Raw genomic sequence first — 23,183 nt, forward strand, 5'->3', positions numbered from 1 at the left:
TTGCAGGCAGGGGCGGGCGGATTGATATTTATCATATTTTGTTTTTGAAACAGCAGGTATTTTTGCTGCGATAGTTTGAAAACAAAATGAAAAATATTCTGATCCCTACAGACTTTTCCGCAAATTCCCGGAATGCTATCCGGCATGCTCTTTCACTGTTCGGGCAGGGGAGTTGTCATTTTTACCTTTTGCATGTCGTCCAGCCTTATATATACGGGGCTACAGAGTTGCCGGTTACGGGTTTTCCCGCAGATGTGGAAAAGGGAATGATGGAAAAATCGTATTCGGAACTGGAAAGGATATTGTCGGAAATACGGGATGATTACCCGCATGCCGATGCCCGCTTTACACTTATGGCGGAGTATGGGTTCTTTATTGATTCCATGCGAAAGCTGGTAAGCGAAAAGGATATATCGCTTATCGTAATGGGAACAAGAGGGGCCTCGGGGCTGAGGGAAATGACGGTAGGCAGCAATACGGGAGATGTGATCACCAAGGTAAAGTGCCCGGTACTGGTCATTCCGGAAGATACACCTTTGAAACCGGCCGGCCGCATGGTCTTTCCTACTGATTACAGTATTCCGTATTCACCCAGGGTACTGGATACCCTGTTGTTTTTTGCCGATCACTTTTCCATGTCGGTAGAAGTGCTTTACATGGTAAAAAAGAACGGAGAGAGCCTTACTGCAGAACAACAGGTGAACAAGGAGTATCTGTGCAGTTACCTGGAGCAGCGGCCACATGGTTTTCACCGGGTAAGGGGAAAAAACCTCGGCGAAGCCATAGAAGAGTTTACGGCCGGCAGGGATACCGACTGGGTGGCCATGATGGCCAAAAAACTCAATTTTTTCCAGCAGACCCTTTTCCGGCCAACGGTGGCCCGGATCAGCTATCATACCAGGATACCGTTCCTGGTGCTGCACGAATAACCGCTTATTGTACCGCTATCGGGTCTGGTAAAGGTTTGGTGGCATAAAACGATATTTTTATGGTAAGTATTTGAAAAATAGTTTTTTGTGATCTGTTTTGTTTGTCACTATTCGCGAATATGACAAAATAAAAACTTTCCCCGGGCAGACAGTTTCTTTACTTTAGTACCGGTAAATTTTTTGATCCAACCTCGAAGTATTTACCCCAAAAAGATGAGGAGAGGGTCCGGTTTCTGGGGAGGGACCGGGCATTTCCTCTTCTTTAGTGTTCTCATTCGAAGTCAAAACCTATGTGTTTTAGTTATAATGAGTGTTGCCTGAATAACTTAATAACTGATTAACTTATTTACCAGTAATCAGTAACCAAGCAGCAATTTTATCACCTGTCGATTCAAGGCCGATAGGTTTAGTTAAATAATATTTTTATCATTATTGATGCCATGTTACAGGTAAAACATGCCGGCCAGATGGTTTTTAAAGAGGAAATGGAAAATATCGGGAGTACCGGGGCATTGTTTCACGATCCCGGTTCCGGTTTCTATTATACCGACGGTATATACCGGTCGCTGGTACGCCTGCTGGGAAAACCGGAACTCATAGCTCATATTATCCGTATCGTCTCCGGGATGCCCGGAAGGGAACGGGAATTTATGAGGGTTAAACTGCGTCGTGACCACATACTTTTCTGTAACAGGGAGGAACACGTACTGCTCCGGGAAGAAGTGCCCGACACGATCCCGCTTCCGGAGGAGATCTCGCTTTGTATATACTGTATAGGCCGTACACTCCTTTTGCCCGTGGAGTACTGAGGCATTGATATTCCTGCCGGGCCTGCAACTTCACGTGGGCGGGGGCATTTTTTATATTTTTTAAATGCAACAAAGTTGTATATGTAAAATAGTTTTTATATTTGCAACATTGTTGCATTTTTATTTAAGCTATGAAAAAACTTCCTGTTACGGTATTAAGTGGTTTTCTGGGTGCCGGAAAAACCACATTGCTCAATTATATACTTCATCACAAACACGGTCTTAAGGTAGCGGTCATTGTAAATGATATGAGTGAGGTAAACGTAGATGCGAGGCTTGTGGAAGAGCAGAACGTATTGTCGCGTACCGAAGAAAAACTGGTGGAAATGAGCAACGGCTGTATCTGCTGTACGCTTCGGGAAGACCTGATGGTAGAAGTGGAGCGGCTGGCGCGGGAAGGGCGGTTCGATTACCTGCTGATAGAAAGTACGGGGATCAGCGAACCCGTACCGGTGGCACAGACCTTTTCCTATGCCGATCCGGAGAACGGGATCGACCTCTCTGCTTTCAGTTATATAGACACCATGGTTACCGTAGTGGACAGCCATAATTTCCTGAAGGATTTCGGGACCGACGAATTGCTGGCGGACAGAAACCTGACGGATATGGAAGGAGACTACAGGACCATCGTGAACCTTCTTACCGACCAGATAGAATTTGCCGATGTCATTATACTCAACAAGGCCGACCTGGCAGGAGAACAGAAGACCGGGTTGTTAAAGGCAGCCATAGGAAAACTGAATCCGGGGGCCAGGATTATCTCTACCTCGTTCGGGCAGGTAGCTCCCGCCGAAATACTGAACACCGGGCTGTTCGATTTCGAAGAGGCACAGATGTCGGCCGGGTGGCAGAAAGAGCTGGAGGCCGGGCACCACACCCCGGAAACGGAAGAGTACGGCATCGGTTCTTTCGTGTTCCGCAACCAGCGGGCTTTTCATCCCGAACGTTTATGGAACTACCTGAACGAGCGTTACCCTTCCGGGATTATAAGGGCCAAAGGGCTGTTCTGGCTGGCTTCCAGGCCCGATGAGGCACTGAGCTTTTCACAGGCCGGCGGATCGTCGCGGATGGAGCGGGCCGGGGTATGGTGGTGCAGCATGCCGTTTTCCGAACGCATACGCTATCCTTCTTACCTGGATCATAAGGAAGTGATCGAAGAACGGTGGAGCAGGAAGTGGGGAGACAGGATCAATGAACTGGTCTTTATCGGGCAGGATATGGACCGGGAAACCATTGTCCGTGACCTGGAAGCCTGCCTGATCACGGAAACCGAAGAGTTATTGCTGGACGACAATACTTTTGAAGGCCCTTTTACGGGCTATCTGTAAAAAATCCGTATTAATTACATCAGCGTAACCTTCTCCAGCCCCGACAGCTGTTCCAGGCGTATTTTTTTTCCGTCTGTAGCAACGTATTGCTCCCTGGCCAGCACAGATAATATACGGATCAGCGATTCGGTGGCCGTGCCTACCATGCCGGCCAGTTCTTCCCGGGTGAGTTGCACCAGCAGGTACCCGTCTTGATCGGTCCCGAAAGTGTGGTACAGGTATAGGAGGGTATCCGCCAGTCGCTGTTTTACCGTTTTCTGTGCCATATTTACGGTAGAGTTATGCGCCTCTTTCAGATCGTGGCAGACCTCGTGTATGACCTTGGCAGAAAATTCGCGGTTGTTTTCAAAAGACCTCAGGATCTCTTCGCGGGGCAGCAGGCATATTTCCATGTCGTTTACGGCAGTAGCGCTGAGATTTACGGCTTCATTACCGATAAGGCTCCGCTGCCCCAGAAGGTCGCCCCTGCTCACCAGTTTTACGATGTGTTCCCGGCCGTTGGCACTTAATTTGGTGAGTTTGCAGATGCCTTTCTTGATACAGTATATTCCCCTGAGGTGCTCTCCTTCCTCAAAAAGGACTTGTCCCTTCTTTATGTATTCCGAAGTCTTGCACACCGTCAGCCGTATCAGCTCGTTACGGGTAAGGGCGTGAAGGGCACTGAATTGTTTTACCATACATTGTTCACACTTGTTCATGGCTGCGGGATATTTCAACGACCGTATAAAAATACGAAAAGAACCTGACAAATATCATGTTATTTGCCGGTATGATGGATGATTTTTGCAGCAAATAAAGCTGTATTATGGAACATTCCGGGGATCGTTGTTACCATTGCGGAGATCGGTGTAAGGAAGGAACAGTGCCGTATAAGGACAAGGTGTTTTGCTGTACCGGCTGTAAGACGGTGTATGGCATCCTGTCTGAACACGGGCTGGACGGGTATTACGACCTGGAAAACAATCCGGGGGTGAAACCTGCCGGGAATTCTTCGAAATACGATTTTCTGGATCAAGCGGAGATAGCCGGAAGGCTGCTGGAGTTTACAGATGAAACCATAGAGGTGGTAAGTCTCTATATTCCCGGAATTCATTGCAGTTCGTGTATCTGGGTGCTTGAAAACCTGAAGAAATTACACAAGGGAATAAGGGATTCACAGGTAAATTTCCCGAAGAAAACCGTACGGGTTACCTACGACAATACGGCAACTTCGCTCAGGGAGGTGGTATTACTGCTGGCTTCCCTGGGATACGAACCTTATATAAGCCTGGAGGATTACGAGTCCGGACCGGAAACCGAAGACCGTTCGCTACTCTATAAGCTGGGCATTGCCGGGTTTGTTTTCGGCAATGTGATGCTGTTGTCCTTTCCGGAGTATTTTGAAGTCCGGGAATTCTGGCTGGAACAGTACAAACCGTTTTTCAGATGGTTGATGTTGTTGCTCTCGTTACCCGCGGTGTTCTATGTGGCCCGGGATTATTTTGTCTCCTCGTACCGGAGTATCCGTGCGGGAATGCTCAATATCGACGTTCCCATAGCACTGGGTATTGCCGTAATGTTTGTCAGGAGTGTCACTGATATCGTATCCGGATACGGACAGGGCTTTTTTGACAGTCTTACGGGACTGATATTTTTTATGACCATAGGGAAATACCTGCAGCAGAAAACCTATACTTTCCTGTCCTTCGAACGGGATTACAAGTCTTATTTTCCGGTGGCCGTGACCCGGTTGCACGAAGATAGGGAAGAGATCGTACAGGTCAATGCACTGAAGAAAGGCGATCGTTTCCTGGTTCGCAACGAGGAACTGATCCCCGTAGACGGCATACTGAAAAGGGGCAATGCCCATATCGATTACAGTTTTGTCACCGGGGAGGCCCATCCGGTGTCCAAAACTGCAGGCGACAAATTATATGCGGGTGGAAAGCAGCTTTCCGGACTTATTGAAATAGAAGCGCTGAATACGGTATCGCAGAGTTACCTGACCCGCCTGTGGGCCGATAGCAGTTTCGGGGAGAAAAAGGAAGAGCGCTATCACAACCTGACCAACCGGGTAAGCCGCTATTTTACCCCGGTTATCCTGGTGGTTGCCTTGTTGTCGCTGGGGTACTGGCTATGGCAGGGAAAAACGGACACGGCCTTTAATGCTTTTACTGCCGTACTTATCATAGCCTGTCCCTGTGCCCTGGCGCTTGCCGCACCTTTTGCCCTGGGCAACCTGGTGCGCATTTTCGGCAAAAACAAATGCTACCTCAAAAATGCCGCAGTCATAGAACGACTGGCTGCGATAGACACTATTATATTCGACAAGACAGGGACCATTACCGGCGGAAATACCGCTGCCATAGCTTATGAAGGCGAACAGCTTGATGCCGGTGAACAGGATATGCTGAGAAGCACGCTCCGGAATTCGTCACATCCGCTGAGCAGGCAATTATATGCCATCCTGAAAAGCAACGGCATCCTGGTTCCCGATACTTTTGAAGAACATACCGGGCAGGGGATGGAGGCGACCTATACCGACCGGCATATCCGGGTAGGATCTGCCGGATTTGTGGGAGAAGACGACACATCAAATACCGGGAAAACCAGTGTACATATAAGTTCCGATAACAGGTACAAGGGGCGTTTTACGTTCCGGAATGTCTACAGGCCGGGGGTGCCGGAACTATTTGAGGTTCTGGGTAAAAAATACCGGCTGGTGATCCTGAGCGGGGACAACGACAGTGAAAAGGACACCCTTGAGCGCCTTTTGCCACCGGGAGTGCAGATGCTGTTTAACCGGAAGCCGGAGGATAAGCTGCACTATGTGAAACAGTGCCGCCGTCGCGGGGCACGGGTCATGATGGTAGGAGACGGGCTCAATGATGCGGGGGCCTTGCAACAGAGCGATGCAGGGGTGGTAGTGGCCGAAGATACCAACGTGTTTTCCCCGGCCTGCGATGCCATACTCGACGCTTCCCGCTTCCGGGATATCGCCCGTTTTCTGAAGATTTCGAAAAACGGGATGCAGGTGCTTAAGGTGAGTTTTCTGCTCTCATTCCTGTACAATATCATCGGCCTGTCTTTTGCGGTGAGCGGAAAACTGTCGCCTGTGGTCGCAGCCATTCTCATGCCGCTGAGTTCGGTGAGTATCGTATCCTTTGTAACGGTAATGACCAATATCATCAGCAGAAAATTAAAACAGGCCGCGCCTTTATGATTTTTATCATGTTTTATCCCGGTGGGTGAAATTAATTTTGACCGCAAACAAGAGCACCATGAGTGTCATTTATATTCTTATTACAGTGAGTATCGTCGTGGCCGCTGTTTTCCTGATCGCCTTTATTACCGCAGTGCGCCGCGGGCAGTATCAGGACAGTTATACCCCTTCCGTACGTATGCTTTTCGAAGACGAACTGGTTACGGATAAGGATGCTGCCGAAACTGAAAACAAACAATCATCATAATCATTATGGAAATGGAGCAATTTTATTACGATAACAAAATTGTGCGGAAGTTTTTACTGGCCACCCTGTTCTGGGGAGTCATAGGGATGACCGTAGGGCTGTTGCTCGCTTTTTTATTTATATTTCCGGGGCTTACCGAGGGTATTTCCTGGCTCAGTTTCGGGAGGATCAGACCGCTGCATACCAATGCCGTGATATTCGCTTTCGTCGGGAATGCCATTTTTGCCGGGGTGTATTATTCCCTGCAACGCCTGCTGAAAGCCCGGATGTACAGTGACTTCCTCAGTAATTTTAACTTCTGGGGCTGGCAGCTCATTATTGTAGCGGCGGCGATTACCCTTCCCCTGGGCTATACCACTTCCAAGGAATATGCAGAACTGGAATGGCCCATAGATATAGCCATTGCCGTGGTATGGGTAGCTTTCGGGGTCAACATGATCGGAACCATCCTCAAACGGAGACAACGGCACCTGTATGTGGCGATATGGTTTTATCTCGCTACTTTTGTCACGGTTGCCGTGCTGCATATTTTCAACAGCCTGGAGATCCCCGTAAGCGGCCTGAAGAGCTATTCGGTATACGCAGGGGTACAGGATGCCCTGGTACAGTGGTGGTACGGGCATAATGCGGTAGCTTTTTTCCTGACCACACCTTTCCTTGGACTGATGTATTATTTTGTCCCCAAGGCCGCCAACAGGCCGGTGTATTCCTATAAGCTTTCCATAGTGCACTTCTGGTCGCTGATATTTATCTATATATGGGCAGGCCCTCACCACCTGTTGTATTCGTCCCTTCCCGACTGGGCGCAAAACCTGGGAGTGGTATTTTCCGTTATGCTGATCGCGCCTTCCTGGGGAGGAATGATCAACGGGCTGCTGACGCTGAGAGGTGCCTGGGACAAGGTGCGTACCGACCCGGTGCTCAAATTTATGGTCGTGGCCATAACGGGATACGGGATGGCGACTTTCGAGGGCCCCATGCTGTCTCTTAAAAATGTCAATGCCATCGCGCATTTTACCGACTGGATCGTGGCCCACGTACACGTAGGGGCGCTGGCGTGGAACGGCTTCCTGACCTTCGGGATGGTCTACTGGCTGGTGCCGCGAATGTTCAGGACAAGCCTGTACTCGAAATCCCTGGCCAACTTTCACTTCTGGATAGGGACTCTCGGGATCGTATTGTACACCCTGCCCATGTATGTGGCCGGGTTTGCACAGGCCTCTATGTGGAAGCAGTTCAATCCGGACGGAACCCTGATCTACGGAAACTTCCTGGAAACCGTCACACAGATCATGCCCATGTACTGGATGCGTGCCATCGGGGGATCGCTCTACCTGTTCGGCGCCCTGGTGGGTATTTACAATATATGGGTAACTATACGCAGGGGGCAGGAGGTAAGTGATGAACTCGCCGAAGCCCCCGCTCTGAAAAGAGTGTCAAAAGGAAAACTTTCCGGGGAGGGCTTCCATACCTGGCTCGAGCGAAAGCCGGTACAGCTTACCGTACTGGCTACCGTGGCCATCCTTATCGGGGGGATCGTGGAGATCGTGCCTACCATCATGGTAAAATCGAATATCCCTACCATATCCAGTGTTAAGCCATATACCCCCCTGGAACTGGAAGGAAGGGATATTTATATCCGCGAGGGCTGTGTAGGGTGCCATTCCCAGATGATCAGGCCTTTCCGAAGCGAGGTGGAACGCTACGGGGAATACTCCAGGTCGGGGGAATACGTATATGACCACCCTTTCCTGTGGGGCAGTAAACGTACCGGCCCCGACCTGTTGAGGGTAGGCGGGAAGTATTCCGACAACTGGCATTTTAACCATATGTGGGAGCCCGAGAGTACTTCATCCGGGTCCATTATGCCGAGTTATAAATGGCTGATAAGGGACGAACACGACCGGAGCAATATCCGGAAAAAAATGGAGGCCATGGTATCCCTTGGTGTTCCCTATACGGATGAAGACATAGCCGGGGCCGGGGAAAGTATGGAACGGCAGGCTGCAGCTATAGAGGAAAACCTTCATAACGATCCGGACTTTGTACGGTCGTATGAAGAGGACAGGCGGATAGCCGAAGAGAACGGAGAGCGGTTTGTTCCGATGAAAGACCGGGAGATCGTGGCCCTTATTGCCTACCTGCAAAGACTGGGTACGGATATCAGGATTGAAGATAACAATATCACCGAAAACGAATAGTCGTCATGCTTAAATTTGTCAAAGACCACCTGGCCACCATAGACGGTGTGGCCGTGTATCCCATCATCTCGCTGTCCATATTCTTTCTCTTTTTCGTGGGCCTTTTCTGGTGGGTGCTTACAGCGCGGAAAGATTATATAGAAACTGTCAAACAGATTCCGCTGGAATCTCAAGAAAACGAATCATTATGAGGTCATTTTCATCCTATCTCCGCATTATAGCTATTCTGGTCCTGGTTTCGGGGGCTACGGAATACTTTATCGACTCGGGCGATAAGCCTGCCTTTATCACATACCCGGAAGTATTGCTCTTCCTGATCGTGTTTGCCATCCTGCTGGTCGCCGTAGAGAGTGTGCTTGCGGCACTCAACAGGCTCACCGATATCATGATGACCGAAGAACAGCGAGAGGCCAGAGCCGCAAAAGTCCCGTGGTACCGCAGCCTGGCCAAAAAACTTTCAGGGACCAGGCCTATGGAACAGGAAGGAGAGCTGTTGCTGGATCACAATTACGACGGTATCCACGAGCTCGACAACACCCTTCCCCCCTGGTGGCTTTACGGGTTTTATCTCACTATTGTATTTTCCGTAATCTATATGGTGAGGTATGAGATCATGGGGGCGGCCAGCCAGGACGAAGAGTACAGGCAGGAAGTGGCCGAGGCGGAAACAGCCATTGCCAGGTACCGGGAAACCGCCAAAGACCTGGTCGATGCCAGTACGGTGACCCTGCTTACGGAAGCTGCTGATATGGAGGCCGGGAAAAGTATTTTTCAGACGAATTGCGTGGCGTGTCACATGGCTGACGGAGGTGGGGGGATAGGCCCTAATCTTACGGACGACCACTGGATACTCGGAGGCGGGATCAGCAATGTGTTCCACACCATCTCCGAAGGAGGGCGTTCGGGGAAAGGAATGATCGCGTGGAAACAGTCGCTGCGTCCCCGTGAGATCCAGCAGGTGGCCAGCTATGTGTTGTCAATGCAGGGAACCACTCCCGCTGATCCCAAGGAACCGGAAGGCGACCTGTGGAAAGAACCGGGGCAGGAATTGCAGGAATAAAACAACTCAGGAAGGTCCGGGCAGAAAAGAGATAACAAAGGAAGGCAATGACACCACAAGATGAAAATTTCAGGGATTCCATCGGGACCATCAATGCGGAAGGGAAAAGGGCATGGGTATACCCCAAAAAACCTTCGGGAAGGTATTATACCTGGCGTAAAAGGGTAAGCTACCTGTTGCTGATCTTCCTCTTTGCGGCTCCCTTTGTAAAAATAAACGGAAACCAGTTTCTCCTGTTCAATATACTCGACCGCAGGTTTCATATTTTCGGTTTTCCGTTCTGGCCGCAGGATTTTTATCTCTTCGTCCTGTCGATGGTTGTCGGGATCGTTTTCCTGGCATTATTTACGGTGGCATTCGGAAGGATATTCTGCGGATGGATCTGTCCGCAGACCATATTCATGGAAATGGTATTCCGCCGTATCGAATACTGGATCGAAGGCGACAGGGGGGCACAGATGCGCCTGAAAAAGCAGGAGTGGAACGGTGAAAAAATAAGAAAACGGCTGTTTAAATGGGGCGTTTTTATCCTGGTGTCCTTTGTTATAGCGAATATTTTCCTGGCCTATATCATCGGGAGCGACGTCCTGCTGGCTTATATAAAGGAGGGCCCCGGAAATCACCTCGGGGTATTTATTCCGCTACTGATCTTTACGGGGGTGTTCTATTTCGTATTTGCCTGGTTCCGGGAACAGGTGTGTATCATAGCCTGCCCGTACGGACGTCTTCAGGGAGTGCTGCTCGATGAAAAATCGGTAGTGGTAGCCTACGATCACAAAAGGGGAGAGGGCGAAAAAGGGCGAAAAAAAATAAGGAAGAACGAGAACAGGAAAGCACTGGGTTACGGAGATTGTATCGACTGTATGCAATGTGTGCAGGTGTGTCCTACCGGGATAGATATCCGCAACGGCACCCAGCTCGAGTGTATCAATTGTACGGCCTGTATCGATGCCTGCGATCATATCATGGAAAGGACAGGGTTGCCGAAAGGACTGATACGGTATACCAATGAAGAAAACATCGAAACAAAGGCACCCTTCCGGCTGACCCTGAGGATGAAGGGATATGCCGCCGTACTTTTCGTACTGGTAGGGATACTTACCGGGTTACTGCTGCTGAGGAACGAGGTAGAGGCCAATTTGCTGCGTGTTCCCGGGCAGTTGTATCAGCGCGAAGGGGAGAATATCATAAGTAATGTATATACCTATAAAACAGTCAATAAAACCACCGCAGTGATGGATAGTGTCACCTTTAAGCTCCTCTCTCATGAGGGAATGGTAAAACTGGTGCCGAAAACCTATTTCACCATCCCGGGACAGGGACTGAGCCAAGGGACACTGTTCATCAAGCTTCCCGTCTCCGAACTGGACGGGGACAAGACAAGGGTGAGGCTCGGGCTGTACCGGGAAGGGACCCTGATAGAAACCACTGCGGTCAGTTTTCAGGGACCGGCGAGTTACAGGTAAAGGTGATAAGAATTGCGATATGGTTATTTAGTTGGTTTATTTTAGGGCTATCGCTTCGGCATGCAGGGATGATTTATGGTCTGAGTTTGATCCCGTCCGGGGCGGTAGCCTGTTTTAACCCTTCCGGTGGTATGTCGGGGCCGGCGATAAAAATGACCCGACCGGGATATTGTAAAAACTGATGGAAATGAAAAAGATAAAGATAAACTGGGGAACAGGAATCGTACTGGCTTTTATAGGCTTTATACTGTTTATCATGTTTTTCGTGATACGTATGAATACCAGGAAAGAATACGACCATGAAATGGTAACCGAGGCTTATTATTCCAAAGAGCTTTCTTTTGACCGGGATATGCAGCGGGAACGCCGCACCCTGGAATCGGGGATGGCCCCGGAGATATCGGTAGACAGGGAAGGCCTGGAGATCGTATTTCCCGAAAGAACACTGTCGGAAAAGATCTCCGGAAAGGTCTCCTTCTATCGCCCTTCGGATCGTTCGGGAGATTTTTCCGTGGCTCTGAAGGTGTCAGACCACCGGATGTTCATCCCGGCAGCGGTATTGCTTCCCGGAAGATGGGACCTGGAAATAGACTGGATATATGAAAATGACAGCTATCTGAGTCATAAAAAAATAACATTCAGGGAGTAATTCCCGTGGAACCAAAATATACCGCCATGATATGGATTTCGGCATTTATACTGGGCATTGCAGGGGGCTTTCACTGTGTAGGCATGTGTGGCCCCATTGCATTGATGCTACCGTTAGACCGCAGTAACGGGGCACGAAGGGCCGTGCAACTGGGCAACTATCACCTGGGCCGGATACTTACCTATACACTGATCGGGCTTATGTTCGGCATACTCGGACTGGGATTTCGCTTTTTCGGGGTGCAGCAGCAGTTTTCGGTGATCACAGGCCTGGTCATGATCGTTGCGGTCCTTTTTCCACGGCTTATGCGCCGTAAAGGTATGTTGCCGCCGTGGTATTACCGGTTTGTTTCGGCGGTGAAGAACCGTCTGGGGGCGCTTATGAGAAAGCGATCGGCCAAAACATTTTTTCTCGCAGGGCTGTTCAACGGGCTGCTGCCCTGCGGTATGGTATATATGGCCGTACTGGGGGCCATGACCACAGACAGCCTGTGGGAAGGCGGGGCCTATATGGCCTTTTTCGGACTGGGTACCGTACCGTTGATGACGGTGGCGGTATACCTCGGAAACCTGTTGACCCCGGCAGTGCGGCACAGGGTGAGGAAACTTGTTCCCGTAGTTGTTGTCGGTATGGGGGTCCTCTTTATAGTAAGGGGCCTGGGTCTGGGCATCCCTTATATTTCCCCCGCACCGGTGGCAGCGGAGGCCTCTTTTAATATCATGTGCCATTGATCATCCCCGATGTTTGCCCGGATGAACAGGAGATCCGTTATCTTTGTATTTATGGACGATATCAAGAACAGAAAAGATGTAGCTCACCTGGTTCGTACTTTCTATAAACAGGTGAGGGAAGACACTGAAATAGGCCCTTTTTTTAACGGGATGATTTCGGATTGGGAAGAACATTTTGAAAAGCTCACCGATTTCTGGGAGTCTAACCTGTTTTTAAAGGGAAAATACCGGGGCAACCCGAGAATTGCCCATGCCAGGGTGGATGCCGCCTTTGACCACAGCCTGGAGAGCCGTCATTTCGGGGTGTGGCTGAACATCTGGTTTGCCACCGTAGACAGTCTTTACACCGGGGAACTGGCCGAAAGAGCCAAACACAATGCCAGGAAAATGTCGACCCATCTGTTTATGGCCATTTACCGGGACAGGACCAATTAGTTTTCACTCCGTTTCATCCTGAGCGTAGTCGAAGGATCTCCGGGCTTTCTGTTGTGCCGTTGAGGTTCTTTTGATCCGGGATAGGGATTCTTCACTCCGCTGCGCTTCGTTCTGAATGACTTTAAACCTGCAAACCAGCAACCTCTCTTCACTTTTTTTTCAGGGCTGATAAATATCATGGTCGGGGAATTTATTTCGCAGCAATTTTGTCCTGTGAATAACCACGAGCCCCGGCTCATTTAAATTTAATGTATCATGAGAAAAACAAAAAAATCATTTCTGAAGATAGCCATTACCCTGATGGGAGTGTTTTCTTTTATTTCAGTCTCTACAGCGCAGGAAATGAACGCTGTTCCCTCCAAAAGCAAGGTTGAGGTATTCGGTACCTCGAATGTACACGACTGGGAGCTGACTGCCGACGCTTTTATGAGCTCCGGCGAATTCAAGGTAGCGGGAAATGTACTCGAGTCGGTTGAAAAGCTCAGGTTTACCATAGCTGTAGAAGCACTGAAAAGCGGTAAGGGCGGAATGGACAAGAATACGTATAAGGCCCTGAATAGCGGGAAACACCCGGAAATCTCTTTTGTAGCCGGTACGGTTACGGATATCACGGAAGTGGCTTCGGGAAAATACACGGTCTCCGTTCCCGGAAAACTGACCATTGCCGGAACTGCCAGGCAGGTGACACTGAAATTTGAGGTAAGCAGTGCCCAGGGAATAAACCTTTCCGGAAGCACGGAGATCGATATGACGGATTACGGTGTAGAACCACCTACAGCGTTGCTGGGAACCATAAAAACCGGTGAGAAAGTAACGGTAAAAGTAAATATTGCCTACCAGTAAATTGTAAATAATCTTTAAAATATCCCATTAAATAACTCATATTATGAAAAAGACGACAATCATCGCACTGTTGATTTCACTGTGCCTGGGCACGGTAACAACCAACGCCCAGAAGAGGGACCTCGATAATTTCAGGAGCCCTGACAAAAATGGTATAAACGTTTTTGAAGCTCCCAAGGATACGGCGACCACTTTCGACGGGGTCCAGGTAAGGATAGGAGGAGCATTTGCCCTGCAGTTCCAGAATATCGCTCATGAAAACGGGGGAGCAGTTCCGCTGTACGATATAGGGAACAACTTTAACCTGGCTACTGCCAACCTGGACCTGGATGTGGCATTATACGACGGGGTAAACCTGCACTTAAGGACCTACCTCTCCTCAAGGCACCATCCCGAGCCCTATGTAAAAGGAGGGTATATCACCATCAATAAGCTGGATTTTATCGAAAAAGGATTCCTGAAAGATGTCATGGACAAGGTAACGCTTAAGTTCGGCCATATGGAAAACAACTACGGGGATGCCCATTTCAGGAGGACTGATAATGCCCTGGCTATCTACAATCCTTTTGTAGGGAACTATATCATGGATGCCTTTACCACCGAGGTTGGTGCCGAGGTATACTACAGGGACCGGGGCTGGCTGGCTATGGTCGGGGTTACCAACGGAAGGCTGAACCAGGATGCCAAGGGAGGTACAAGCCCTTCTACCCTGTTGAAACTGGGGTATGACAAACAGGTAAACCAGGACCTGAGGTTGCGGTTGACCGGGTCTATGTACCACACCGCACAAAGCGGTAACGTATACCTATATTCGGCAGACCGGGCAGGGTCAAGGTACTATTACGTTATGGAAGGTGTAGACGCTACCTCCAAAGGGAACTTCCGGTCCGGTAGGTTTGACCCCGGATTTACAAATGAAATGACGGCCTTTATGATTAACCCGTTCGTGAAATACCAGGGGCTTGAATTCTTCGGACTGGTCGAAACCGTTTCCGGAAAGACAGATGCCGAAACAGACCGCAGGAATACACTGCAGCTGGGAGGCGAATTACTGTACCGCTTCGGAGCTGACGAGAACTTCTATGTAGGAGGCAGGTATAATACGGTAGACGGGGAACTGGCTTCCGGAGAAGATGTTACCATAGACCGTTTTAACCTGGGAGCAGGGTACTTCATGACCAAAAACATTCTGGTAAAACTGGAGTATGTAAACCAGCAATACGACGGTTATTATACCGATAATATACTGAATGAAGGTAAGTTCAACGGGTTTGTGGCAGAAGCCGTGATCAGTTTCTGATCAATATTGAAAAGACTCAAAGCAGTTAACATATGAATTTGTATCTTTCGGTCATCCCCCGGTGGAAAAGCCGGGGAACCGAAAGTACAATATATAAAACAAGGTAACAGATGAGAACCATTTCCGGAATAAGCATACTTTTTATCCTGGTACTCTTCTGTTCGGGAATGCCTTTCCGGGAGCAGAAAGTACTGATCACTATCGGTGAAGAAAGCCGGCTTTATCTCAAAGGGTATTCCAATGTCCGCAATTTTACCTGTACGTACGACAGGGAACTCCTTGCAGAAGCGGTTCCGGTAGTATTTTACAGGGAGGGAAAACGCCTGCTGTTCAAAAAAGCCGGCCTGCTTCTTGAAAACAGGGGTTTCGATTGCGGAGGCAGGGGAATAAACAGGGATTTTCACGGTCTGCTCAAAACCGATGAATACCCGGAGATAAAACTCGTCCTGAAGGAAATAATTCCGGAGAAGGAAAATATACATGCCCGGGTATCCATGACCATCGGGGGAGAGCAACGGGATTATACCGTTCCCGTGACCCTTGAAAATGGAAGGGCTTTAAAATGTTCAGGGATACTTCCTCTCAATATCCGCGATTTCGGACTGCAACCCCCGAAAAAGATGCTGGGGATCATAGTTGTGGATGAGAAAATAGATATTTATTTCGACCTGTTCCTGCAGGTCGCAGATGCCGGGTAGGGCATGGCAGTCCGGGAAAACAAAGCAATTCAAAAAACAATCATTGATATGTTACACTATACTACAGCCGAAGAGGCCGTGTCTCTTGTCCGGTCGGGAAGCCGCCTGTTCTTTCAGGGAGCTGCCATGACACCCAACAACCTGATAGATGCCCTCTGCCAGCGTTATGAAGAACTCGAAAATATTGAGATCGTACAGATGCACACCGAAGGACAGGCGCTTTATACACAGCAGCCTTACTGCCAGTCTTTCCGGCTGAACAGCTTTTTTGTGGGAGGGAATGTAAGATCGGCAGTAAATTCCACCTATGGCGATTATATCCCGGTCTTTCTCAGTGAAATACACCTGCTTTTCCGGAAGAATCACCTGCCTCTCGATGTGGCATTTATCCAGGTCTCTCCTCCCGACCGGCACGGGTATTGCTCGCTGGGCACTTCCGTGGATATTACGCTTCCGGCCATTACTGCGGCACATACGGTTATTGCACAGGTAAACCCCAATGTGCCCAGGACACACGGAGACGGTATAATCCATATCAACCGTATCGATGCAGCCGTATTTGTGGATGAACCCATTTACAGTACCGGAATAACGGAACCCACGGCGGTAGAGAAGAAGATCGGCTATCACGTAGCCGGACTGGTGGAAGATGGTGCTACCTTGCAGATGGGAATAGGAGGAATACCCAACGGGGTACTGAGCCAGCTCGGGAACCACAAGAGACTGGGAGTGCATACGGAAATGTTCTCCGACGGGATATTGCCCCTGGTGGAACAAGGGGTCATCACGGGAGAGGAAAAAGCCATCAAAAAAGGCAAACTGGTTACCTGCTTTGCCGTAGGATCTCCCGAATTATACAGGTTCCTGGACGATAACCCATCAGTACATTTCAAAGAAACCGCATATACCAACGATACCGCGATTATCCGTCGCAATCCGAAGGTCACTGCCATAAACAGTGCCATCGAAATAGACCTTACCGGGCAGATATGCGCCGACAGTATAGGCCCCAGGCAATATTCAGGGGTAGGAGGACAGATGGATTTTATAAGGGGGGCTTCCCTGTCTGAAGGGGGGAAAGCGATCATAGCGTTCCCTTCGGTGACCAACAAGGGAATATCCAAGATCGTGCCTTTCCTGAAACAGGGGGCGGGGGTTACCACCACAAGGGCGCACGTGCATTACGTGGCTACGGAATACGGCGTGGTAGACCTTTTCGGGAAAAACCTGAAGGAACGTGCCAGGACCCTGATCTCCATCGCTCATCCCGATCACAGGGAATCACTGGAGAAGGCTGCTTTTGAACGTTTCGGAAGCAGTATGATCTCCAGGTCTTCATAATCTGTGGCAATAAACAGCTAAAAAGCCGTTTCGGATATTCCCGGAACGGTTTTTTTTATATCCCGGAACGACCGGGGGACGTCAGTTGTAATATTTGCTGTTCCACACCAGCCCGTTGAAGTTCTTGCCCAGGGCAAAGGCGTAGAAGAGGGTAATACCGCACAGTGATTTCAGTATAAAGAAAAACAGCAGCCAGAAATGGGATGCGTCGGGGTGGGGCGTAAATAGCCGAAGTGGTGTAATGGCGGTAATTCCGAGACTGATGACAACCATGAGGATAAACAGGTTGAACAGGTTCTTGAAAGGAAGCATCAACCACTTTCTCAGGGGATGCAGGTCGTTGCCCCACTTGTGTATAAGGTAATAATAATTGTTGCCCAGGGGAACAAACAGCAGGGGGTCATCGGCATTTTCCAGCCTGAACAACCCGGCGGGAGCTACTATTTTAAAGCCTGAAAGTGTTGTGCCGTGCTGCTTTTCGAGGCGTTTGATCTCGGCGATGGCTTCCTCCGGGAATGTACCTTTAAAGTACCGGGTATCCAGAAAACGCAAGCGGTAGTCCGTACACACCTGTTTGATATGGGAGATATGAAAGATCCTGTCGGTAGCCAGCTTTTCGAAGTCCAGCGTATGGGATTGCGATGAACCCCGGGCCAGTTTTTCGGTGATATGCCGGTTCCTGCGGTCTTCTTCTTCCAGTATCCTTTCCACCTGTTTCAGCAGGTCGGGGGTACGGGATTTCCTGTCTCTGTATTGCTTTAGCTTATGTTCCAGATTGACCCTGTGTAATACCATTTTTCCGAAAGTGTAAAAGGTTATTCCAAAATTAGTGAAAATGACAGGAAACATCAAGGGAAATACCGATATATGCTTTTCATCCAAAAAAGAAGGCGGCCTCAGGCCGCCTTCTGCTGTCAGTCCCGTCCTGCTGCCGGGACTGATTGTCATGGTCCGGGAAACCGGTTATACCAAGTCGTAGCGGTCGAGGTTCATCACCTTGTTCCACGCGGCTACAAAATCACGGACGAACTTTTCACCCGAATCGGAGCAGCCGTATACTTCGGCCACGGCCCTTAGTTCGGAGTTGGAACCGAATACGAGGTCGGCACGGGTAGCAGTCCACTTCAGCGCTCCCGTTTTGCGGTCCCGGCCCTCGAAGATCTCCTGGTTTTCTGTCGATACCGGTTTCCATTCGGTGCCCATATCGAGAAGGTTCACAAAGAAATCGTTCGTAAGTTTCCCCGGGGTATGTGTAAATACACCGTGTTCGGACTTGTCGTAGTTGGTTCCCAGCATGCGGAGCCCGCCGATCAGTACGGTCAGTTCCGGGGCGGTGAGGGTAAGCAGCTGGGCCCGGTCTATAAGCAGGGCTTCGGTGGAAACATCAAACCTGGTCCTGCGATAATTCCTGAACCCGTCTGCCGCCGGCTCGAGGTACTCGAAAGCTTCGATATCGGTTTGTTCGGCGGAGGCATCCATACGGCCGGGAGTGAAAGGAACGGTAATGCCGTATCCGGCGTCTCCTGCCGCTTTTTCCACTCCGGCACACCCGGCCAGGACGATAAGGTCGGCTAGCGAAATTTTCTTGTTTCCTGTCTGGGCGTTGTTGAATTCCTCCCGTATGCCTTCCAGTATCCCGAGTACCCGTGACAACTGTTCCGGGTTGTTGACCTCCCAGTCTTTTTGGGGGGCGAGGCGTATACGGGCGCCGTTGGCCCCCCCGCGTTTATCGGAGCCCCTGAAGGTAGAGGCGGAAGCCCAGGCCGTACCTGTCATTTCCGGAACGGATAAGCCGGATTCCAGTATCCTGCTTTTGAGTCGTGTAATATCTCCCTCGTCCACCAGTTCGTGATCTGTTTCCGGGATGGGGTCCTGCCACAGCAGGTCTTCTTCGGGAACCTCCGGGCCCAGGTACCGGGATTTCGGTCCCATGTCGCGGTGGGTAAGCTTAAACCACGCTCTTGCAAAAGCATCGGCAAATTCATCGGGATGCTCATAAAAACGCCTCGATATTTTTTCGTATTCCGGATCGAGCCGGAGGGAGAGATCGGTGGTCAGCATGGTGGGGCGGCGTTTTTTATTCGGGTCGAAAGGGTCGGGAACAGTGGCTTCCGTATCCTTGGCCACCCATTGCTTGGCCCCTGCGGGACTTCGTTCCAGCTCCCATTCGTGTTTAAAGAGGTTGTCGAAAAAGAAGTTGCTCCACTGTGTAGGGGTTTGTGTCCATATGACTTCCGGGCCACCGGTAATGGCATCCGGACCGGCACCGGTCCCGAAGCTGTTTTTCCATCCGAATCCCATTTGTTCCATAGGAGCGGCTTCCGGTTCGGGCCCTACATATTTGCCGGGGTCGGCCGCGCCGTGTGTTTTTCCGAAACTGTGCCCCCCGGCGATCAGGGCCACGGTCTCTTCGTCGTTCATGGCCATTCGTTTGAAGGTCTCCCGGATATCTTTGGCGGCGGCAATGGGGTCACCGTTTCCGTCCGGCCCCTCAGGGTCTACATAGATAAGCCCCATGACCACTGCGGCAAGAGGGTCTTCCAGGTCGCGGTTTGAGGTATATCGCTTATCCTCCAGCCAGGTAGTTTCCGATCCCCAGTAGACATCATCCCAGGGTTCCCATGAGTCTTCGCGCCCGCCGGCAAAACCGAAAGTCCTGAACCCCATCGATTCCAGGGCTACATTCCCGGTCAGTACGATCAGGTCTGCCCAGGAAATCTTTTTGCCGTACTTCTGTTTTATGGGCCATAAGAGTCTCCTCGCTTTGTCCAGGCTGGCATTGTCGGGCCAGCTGTTGAGCGGGGCAAAACGCTGCTGCCCTCCGCCGGCGCCTCCCCGCCCGTCACCGATACGGTAGGTACCCGCACTGTGCCAGGCCATACGTATGAAAAGCCCGCCGTAGTGCCCGAAATCCGCAGGCCACCAGTCCTGGGAGTCTGTCATGAGTTTGTGCAGGTCCTCTTTCACCGCCTTAAGGTCCAGGCTTTTAAAGGCTTCCGCATAATTAAAACCCTTGTCCATCGGATCGGACAGGGACGAATTCTGCCTCAGAATGTTTACTTTTAACTGATTGGGCCACCAGTCGCGGTTCCTGGTCCCGCCACCTGCTGCCTGTTGTGGGGCATGTCCTGAAAAAGGGCATTTGCCCGCACCCGTTGAGCTGTTTTCCATTTTTTTATTTTTAAGTTGCGTTTTGAAGGTAATATTTCTCCTAAAAATAAGAAAAATGCCGGCCTGTGCCACATTAAGCATATAAAATGTTATAATGGAACTATCAGTTTTGATTATGATTCTGTGAGGATATAATTGTATACTGTTATATATGGTATAAAAATAAGAGAGACGGAAAACAAAAAAGGCAAACAGGAGAGGTGTAATTCCTGTTTGCCCTTACTGCATGATTATTTTCGTAACCGGGCTACCGCAATTCGGCTTTCAGCTCATTCTCGAAAGCCTGGCGGTATTTGTCCATTATATGGTCGATCTGTTTGTCGGTGAGGGTCCCGTTTTCATCCTGGAAAGTAAAACTCACGGCATACGACTTCTTGCCTTCAGGCAGTTTGTTACCCTCATACACATCGAACAGGTTGACGTTCTTCAGCAGGGAACGATCTGTTTTACGCGCTGTTTCATAAATGTCACTGAATGTCACCTTCCGGTCGATAAGGAGGGCAAAATCTCTTCGTACTTCGGGAAACCTGGGGATTTCACCGTACCTGATACCCTCGGTATTGAGATGTTGCAGTACATCGTCCCAGCGGAAGTCGGCATAAATGACCTCCTGTTTTATATCGAAAGCCCTGAGGATATCCTGGCGTATGACCCCGAGCGATACCAGCGGGACTTTGCCTGCGGATATTACGATCCCCTCGTTAAAGACATCTTTTTCTACAGGGCTGTAGGTGATGTCCCGGAACCCCAGCCGGTCCAGGATGATCTGTACCACGCCCTTGGCATAGAAGAAATCTGACGGCGTAACCGGGTTTTTCCAGTTTTCCTCATTCCTGTTTCCGGTAAAGAAGAGCGCAAGGCTCTTGTGTTCTTCCCGGCGGTTTCCGAACTGGTGGTATGATTTTCCGAATTCGAAGAGTTTGAGGTTCGGGCGTTTTCTGTTGATGTTATATGCTATGGCTTCCAGCCCGGAGAACAGCAGTGTCCTTCTCATGATGGAAAGGTCATTACTGAGCGGATTGAGCATGGTCACATTGTTCTCGTCCTTTATATCTCCGGAAAGATCATTGTATTTCGGAGACGTCAGCGAGTTGGCCATGATCTCGTAGCATCCTCTTGCCACGAGCAGATCGGCCACCTTGTTCTGTATCTTGTAATCTTCGAATCGGGAAGAATAGGAAACCGAAGCGTTCAGTTTTTCTCCCGATTTAATATTGTTGTAACCGTATACCCGGAGTATCTCTTCGATAACATCGGCTTCGCGTTGTACGTCTACCCGGTAAGAAGGAATGGTGAGCCCCATTCCGGCTTCGGTAACATTGTTTACCTTGATGTCCAGCGAACTCAGTATGGATTTTACCGTTTCTTCCGGCAGGTTCTGGCCGATGAGCTTGTTGATCTTGTCATAGTACAGGAATACCTGGAAATCTTCAAACTTTTTGGGATACATATCCACCACATCACTGGTGATCTCCCCGCCGGCCACTTCCTGTATGAGCAGTGCGGCGCGACGCAGGGCATACTCCACGGTCCTGATATCGATACCCCTTTCAAAACGGAAGGAAGCATCGGTATTGACCCCGTGTCTTTTAGCCGATTTCCGGATGGCTACGGGACTGAAATATGCGCTTTCGAGAAAAATACCTGTCGTACCGTCGGAAACTCCCGAATATTCACCGCCTAAAACCCCGGCGATACACATGGGCTTTTCGGCATCACAGATCATAAGGTCTTCTTCGTGCAGTTCTCTTTCCACCCCGTCCAGCGTAGTGAACCGGGTTCCAGGATCTGCCGTTTTTACTACTATTTTATGGCCTGCTATCTTGGCGATGTCAAAAGCGTGAAGCGGTTGCCCCAGTTCGTGCAGTACGTAATTGGTGGCGTCTACCACATTGTTTTTGGGAGCGATCCCTATGGCCTTTAGCCTGTTCTGCAACCATTGGGGGGACGGCATTATCCTGAGCCCCGAAATGGTGACCCCCGTATATCTCGGGGCCAGCGCCTTGTCCTGTACGTCCACATCGATACGCTGTGTCCTGTTATCTACCCGGAAACTGCTTACCGATGGCGTGATCATTTCCAGGCTGATATCCTGCCGGAGCAATCCGGCCCTCAGATCCCTGGCCACCCCGAAATGGCTCATGGCATCGGCGCGGTTGGGCGTGAGACCGATCTCAAATACAACATCGTCTTCTACCTGGTAAAGTGTCGCAAGGGAAGTACCGGGCACCAGGTTCTGGTCCAGTACCATAATGCCGTCGTGGCTTTTTCCCAGTCCCAGTTCATCTTCGGCACATATCATTCCGAACGATTCTTCGCCCCGTATCTTGCTTTTCTTTATTTTCCAGGTCTCGCCCTTATCGTCGTAAAGCGTCGTACCTATGGGGGCTACGGGAACTTTTTGCCCGGTAGCTACATTGGGAGCTCCGCATACAATCTGTACCGGCTGGCCGTTGCCCAGGTCTACCCGGGTTACTTTGAGCCTGTCGGCATTAGGGTGTTTTTCGCAGGAAACCACATGCCCTACTACAATACCCTTCAGTCCTCCCTTTACGGATTGGAAAGAGGTGATCCCTTCTACTTCGAGACCGAGATCGGTGAGCAATGCTGCAGTTTTGTCTGCTTCCCAGTCCAGTTTGATGAACTGTTTGAGCCAGTTGTAGGATATCTTCATTGAGTCTTGAACTTACGTTTTTACATACGAAAGTATGTCGTTGATGTACGCCTTGTTTTTGCTTTTAACGATGGCAAAGATAAGCGTTATGAATTTTTT

General features: G+C 49.9%; 21 protein-coding genes. 17 read left to right on the plus strand and 4 right to left on the minus strand.

All coding sequences use genetic code 11. The annotated features are described in order from the left end of the window. Positions 1–86 precede the first annotated feature (86 nt). From DN748_RS08985 to DN748_RS08995, 3 genes are all read left to right on the plus strand, one after another. On the plus strand, positions 87–929 hold the full coding sequence (locus DN748_RS08985; RefSeq protein WP_112371461.1) for a universal stress protein: 843 nt from the start codon (positions 87–89) through the stop codon (positions 927–929). Positions 930–1,396: 467 nt separating this feature from the next. After that, positions 1,397–1,738, plus strand: a complete 342-nt coding sequence (locus DN748_RS08990) for a hypothetical protein (protein ID WP_146746586.1) — start codon at positions 1,397–1,399, stop codon at positions 1,736–1,738. 131 nt (positions 1,739–1,869) lie between these two features. Next, entirely contained in the window at positions 1,870–3,066 is a 1,197-nt protein-coding gene (locus DN748_RS08995) for a GTP-binding protein (RefSeq protein WP_112371463.1), read from the plus strand. A 14-nt stretch (positions 3,067–3,080) separates the two neighbouring features. On the opposite strand, the gene DN748_RS09000 is transcribed toward DN748_RS08995, so the two are convergent. Continuing rightward, on the minus strand, positions 3,081–3,764 hold the full coding sequence (locus DN748_RS09000; protein WP_112371464.1) for a Crp/Fnr family transcriptional regulator: 684 nt from the start codon (positions 3,762–3,764) through the stop codon (positions 3,081–3,083). Positions 3,765–3,871: 107 nt separating this feature from the next. Here DN748_RS09000 and DN748_RS09005 point away from each other — a divergent pair, with 107 nt between their 5' ends. The 13 genes from DN748_RS09005 to DN748_RS09070 all read left to right on the plus strand — a co-directional run bounded on the left by DN748_RS09005 (position 3,872) and on the right by DN748_RS09070 (position 17,239). Beyond that, on the plus strand, positions 3,872–6,268 hold the full coding sequence (locus DN748_RS09005; RefSeq protein ID WP_112371465.1) for a heavy metal translocating P-type ATPase: 2,397 nt from the start codon (positions 3,872–3,874) through the stop codon (positions 6,266–6,268). Positions 6,269–6,326: 58 nt separating this feature from the next. Beyond that, positions 6,327–6,515 (plus strand): cbb3-type cytochrome oxidase assembly protein CcoS, encoded by a 189-nt coding sequence (gene ccoS / locus DN748_RS09010; protein ID WP_112371466.1) that lies wholly within the window; start codon positions 6,327–6,329, stop codon positions 6,513–6,515. Between the two features lie 5 nt (positions 6,516–6,520). Further along, positions 6,521–8,716 (plus strand): cytochrome-c oxidase, cbb3-type subunit I, encoded by a 2,196-nt coding sequence (gene ccoN / locus DN748_RS09015; protein WP_112371467.1) that lies wholly within the window; start codon positions 6,521–6,523, stop codon positions 8,714–8,716. Positions 8,717–8,721: 5 nt separating this feature from the next. Continuing rightward, the gene (locus tag DN748_RS09020; protein ID WP_112371468.1) at positions 8,722–8,907 is read left to right on the plus strand and encodes a CcoQ/FixQ family Cbb3-type cytochrome c oxidase assembly chaperone; all 186 of its coding nucleotides are present in this window, start codon (positions 8,722–8,724) and stop codon (positions 8,905–8,907) included. Beyond that, on the plus strand, positions 8,904–9,776 hold the full coding sequence (locus tag DN748_RS09025; RefSeq protein WP_112371469.1) for a cbb3-type cytochrome c oxidase N-terminal domain-containing protein: 873 nt from the start codon (positions 8,904–8,906) through the stop codon (positions 9,774–9,776). The genes DN748_RS09020 and DN748_RS09025 overlap by 4 nt, the downstream gene beginning before the upstream one ends. A 47-nt stretch (positions 9,777–9,823) precedes the next feature. Beyond that, on the plus strand, positions 9,824–11,242 hold the full coding sequence (gene ccoG, locus DN748_RS09030) for a cytochrome c oxidase accessory protein CcoG (protein WP_112371470.1): 1,419 nt from the start codon (positions 9,824–9,826) through the stop codon (positions 11,240–11,242). A 187-nt stretch (positions 11,243–11,429) separates the two neighbouring features. Next, positions 11,430–11,891, plus strand: a complete 462-nt coding sequence (locus DN748_RS09035) for a FixH family protein (RefSeq protein WP_161554517.1) — start codon at positions 11,430–11,432, stop codon at positions 11,889–11,891. 26 nt (positions 11,892–11,917) lie between these two features. Then, complete coding sequence (locus DN748_RS09040) at positions 11,918–12,622, plus strand: sulfite exporter TauE/SafE family protein (protein ID WP_317047415.1); 705 nt, start codon at positions 11,918–11,920, stop codon at positions 12,620–12,622. Between the two features lie 51 nt (positions 12,623–12,673). Further along, positions 12,674–13,057 carry a group III truncated hemoglobin gene (locus tag DN748_RS09045; protein ID WP_112371732.1) on the plus strand — a complete coding sequence of 128 codons (384 nt, stop codon included), beginning with the start codon at positions 12,674–12,676 and terminating at the stop codon, positions 13,055–13,057. 255 nt (positions 13,058–13,312) lie between these two features. Next, the gene (locus DN748_RS09055) at positions 13,313–13,900 is read left to right on the plus strand and encodes a YceI family protein (RefSeq protein ID WP_112371473.1); all 588 of its coding nucleotides are present in this window, start codon (positions 13,313–13,315) and stop codon (positions 13,898–13,900) included. Positions 13,901–13,943: 43 nt separating this feature from the next. After that, positions 13,944–15,200, plus strand: a complete 1,257-nt coding sequence (locus DN748_RS09060) for a hypothetical protein (protein WP_112371474.1) — start codon at positions 13,944–13,946, stop codon at positions 15,198–15,200. Positions 15,201–15,310: 110 nt separating this feature from the next. Then, entirely contained in the window at positions 15,311–15,898 is a 588-nt protein-coding gene (locus DN748_RS09065; protein WP_112371475.1) for a YceI family protein, read from the plus strand. Positions 15,899–15,946: 48 nt separating this feature from the next. Continuing rightward, positions 15,947–17,239, plus strand: a complete 1,293-nt coding sequence (locus tag DN748_RS09070) for an acetyl-CoA hydrolase/transferase family protein (RefSeq protein ID WP_236636824.1) — start codon at positions 15,947–15,949, stop codon at positions 17,237–17,239. 81 nt (positions 17,240–17,320) lie between these two features. Here DN748_RS09070 and DN748_RS09075 read toward each other — a convergent pair whose 3' ends face one another. Then, on the minus strand, positions 17,321–18,034 hold the full coding sequence (locus tag DN748_RS09075; RefSeq protein WP_112371733.1) for a hypothetical protein: 714 nt from the start codon (positions 18,032–18,034) through the stop codon (positions 17,321–17,323). Positions 18,035–18,074: 40 nt separating this feature from the next. Here DN748_RS09075 and DN748_RS19075 point away from each other — a divergent pair, with 40 nt between their 5' ends. Beyond that, positions 18,075–18,218 (plus strand): hypothetical protein, encoded by a 144-nt coding sequence (locus DN748_RS19075; protein WP_161554518.1) that lies wholly within the window; start codon positions 18,075–18,077, stop codon positions 18,216–18,218. Here the strand turns inward: DN748_RS19075 and katG are convergent. Beyond that, positions 18,203–20,410 (minus strand): catalase/peroxidase HPI, encoded by a 2,208-nt coding sequence (gene katG / locus DN748_RS09080; protein ID WP_112371734.1) that lies wholly within the window; start codon positions 20,408–20,410, stop codon positions 18,203–18,205. The two genes, DN748_RS19075 and katG, sit on opposite strands and share 16 nt — an antisense overlap. A 247-nt stretch (positions 20,411–20,657) precedes the next feature. Continuing rightward, positions 20,658–23,084 carry a phenylalanine--tRNA ligase subunit beta gene (gene pheT, locus DN748_RS09085; RefSeq protein ID WP_112371477.1) on the minus strand — a complete coding sequence of 809 codons (2,427 nt, stop codon included), beginning with the start codon at positions 23,082–23,084 and terminating at the stop codon, positions 20,658–20,660. Between the last annotated feature and the right edge of the window lie 99 nt (positions 23,085–23,183).

Source organism: Sinomicrobium soli, assembly GCF_003285545.1.
Taxonomy (GTDB): Bacteria; Bacteroidota; Bacteroidia; order Flavobacteriales; family Flavobacteriaceae; genus Sinomicrobium.

Bases quoted from the DNA above. Each gene is read 5' to 3' on its own strand.
- ccoN (WP_112371467.1), top strand. From the start codon at position 6,521: ATGGAAATGGAGCAATTTTATTACGATAACAAAATTGTGCGGAAGTTT.
- DN748_RS09040 (WP_317047415.1), top strand. From the start codon at position 11,918: ATGATATGGATTTCGGCATTTATACTGGGCATTGCAGGGGGCTTTCAC.
- DN748_RS09075 (WP_112371733.1), bottom strand. From the start codon at position 18,034: ATGGTATTACACAGGGTCAATCTGGAACATAAGCTAAAGCAATACAGA.
- DN748_RS09000 (WP_112371464.1), bottom strand. From the start codon at position 3,764: ATGAACAAGTGTGAACAATGTATGGTAAAACAATTCAGTGCCCTTCAC.
- DN748_RS09055 (WP_112371473.1), top strand. From the start codon at position 13,313: ATGAGAAAAACAAAAAAATCATTTCTGAAGATAGCCATTACCCTGATG.
- DN748_RS19075 (WP_161554518.1), top strand. From the start codon at position 18,075: ATGACAGGAAACATCAAGGGAAATACCGATATATGCTTTTCATCCAAA.
- DN748_RS09045 (WP_112371732.1), top strand. From the start codon at position 12,674: ATGGACGATATCAAGAACAGAAAAGATGTAGCTCACCTGGTTCGTACT.
- DN748_RS09065 (WP_112371475.1), top strand. From the start codon at position 15,311: ATGAGAACCATTTCCGGAATAAGCATACTTTTTATCCTGGTACTCTTC.
- DN748_RS09025 (WP_112371469.1), top strand. From the start codon at position 8,904: ATGAGGTCATTTTCATCCTATCTCCGCATTATAGCTATTCTGGTCCTG.
- DN748_RS08990 (WP_146746586.1), top strand. From the start codon at position 1,397: ATGGTTTTTAAAGAGGAAATGGAAAATATCGGGAGTACCGGGGCATTG.
- DN748_RS09035 (WP_161554517.1), top strand. From the start codon at position 11,430: ATGAAAAAGATAAAGATAAACTGGGGAACAGGAATCGTACTGGCTTTT.
- ccoG (WP_112371470.1), top strand. From the start codon at position 9,824: ATGACACCACAAGATGAAAATTTCAGGGATTCCATCGGGACCATCAAT.
- DN748_RS08995 (WP_112371463.1), top strand. From the start codon at position 1,870: ATGAAAAAACTTCCTGTTACGGTATTAAGTGGTTTTCTGGGTGCCGGA.
- pheT (WP_112371477.1), bottom strand. From the start codon at position 23,084: ATGAAGATATCCTACAACTGGCTCAAACAGTTCATCAAACTGGACTGG.
- DN748_RS09070 (WP_236636824.1), top strand. From the start codon at position 15,947: ATGTTACACTATACTACAGCCGAAGAGGCCGTGTCTCTTGTCCGGTCG.
- katG (WP_112371734.1), bottom strand. From the start codon at position 20,410: ATGGAAAACAGCTCAACGGGTGCGGGCAAATGCCCTTTTTCAGGACAT.
- DN748_RS08985 (WP_112371461.1), top strand. From the start codon at position 87: ATGAAAAATATTCTGATCCCTACAGACTTTTCCGCAAATTCCCGGAAT.
- DN748_RS09060 (WP_112371474.1), top strand. From the start codon at position 13,944: ATGAAAAAGACGACAATCATCGCACTGTTGATTTCACTGTGCCTGGGC.
- DN748_RS09020 (WP_112371468.1), top strand. From the start codon at position 8,722: ATGCTTAAATTTGTCAAAGACCACCTGGCCACCATAGACGGTGTGGCC.
- DN748_RS09005 (WP_112371465.1), top strand. From the start codon at position 3,872: ATGGAACATTCCGGGGATCGTTGTTACCATTGCGGAGATCGGTGTAAG.
- ccoS (WP_112371466.1), top strand. From the start codon at position 6,327: ATGAGTGTCATTTATATTCTTATTACAGTGAGTATCGTCGTGGCCGCT.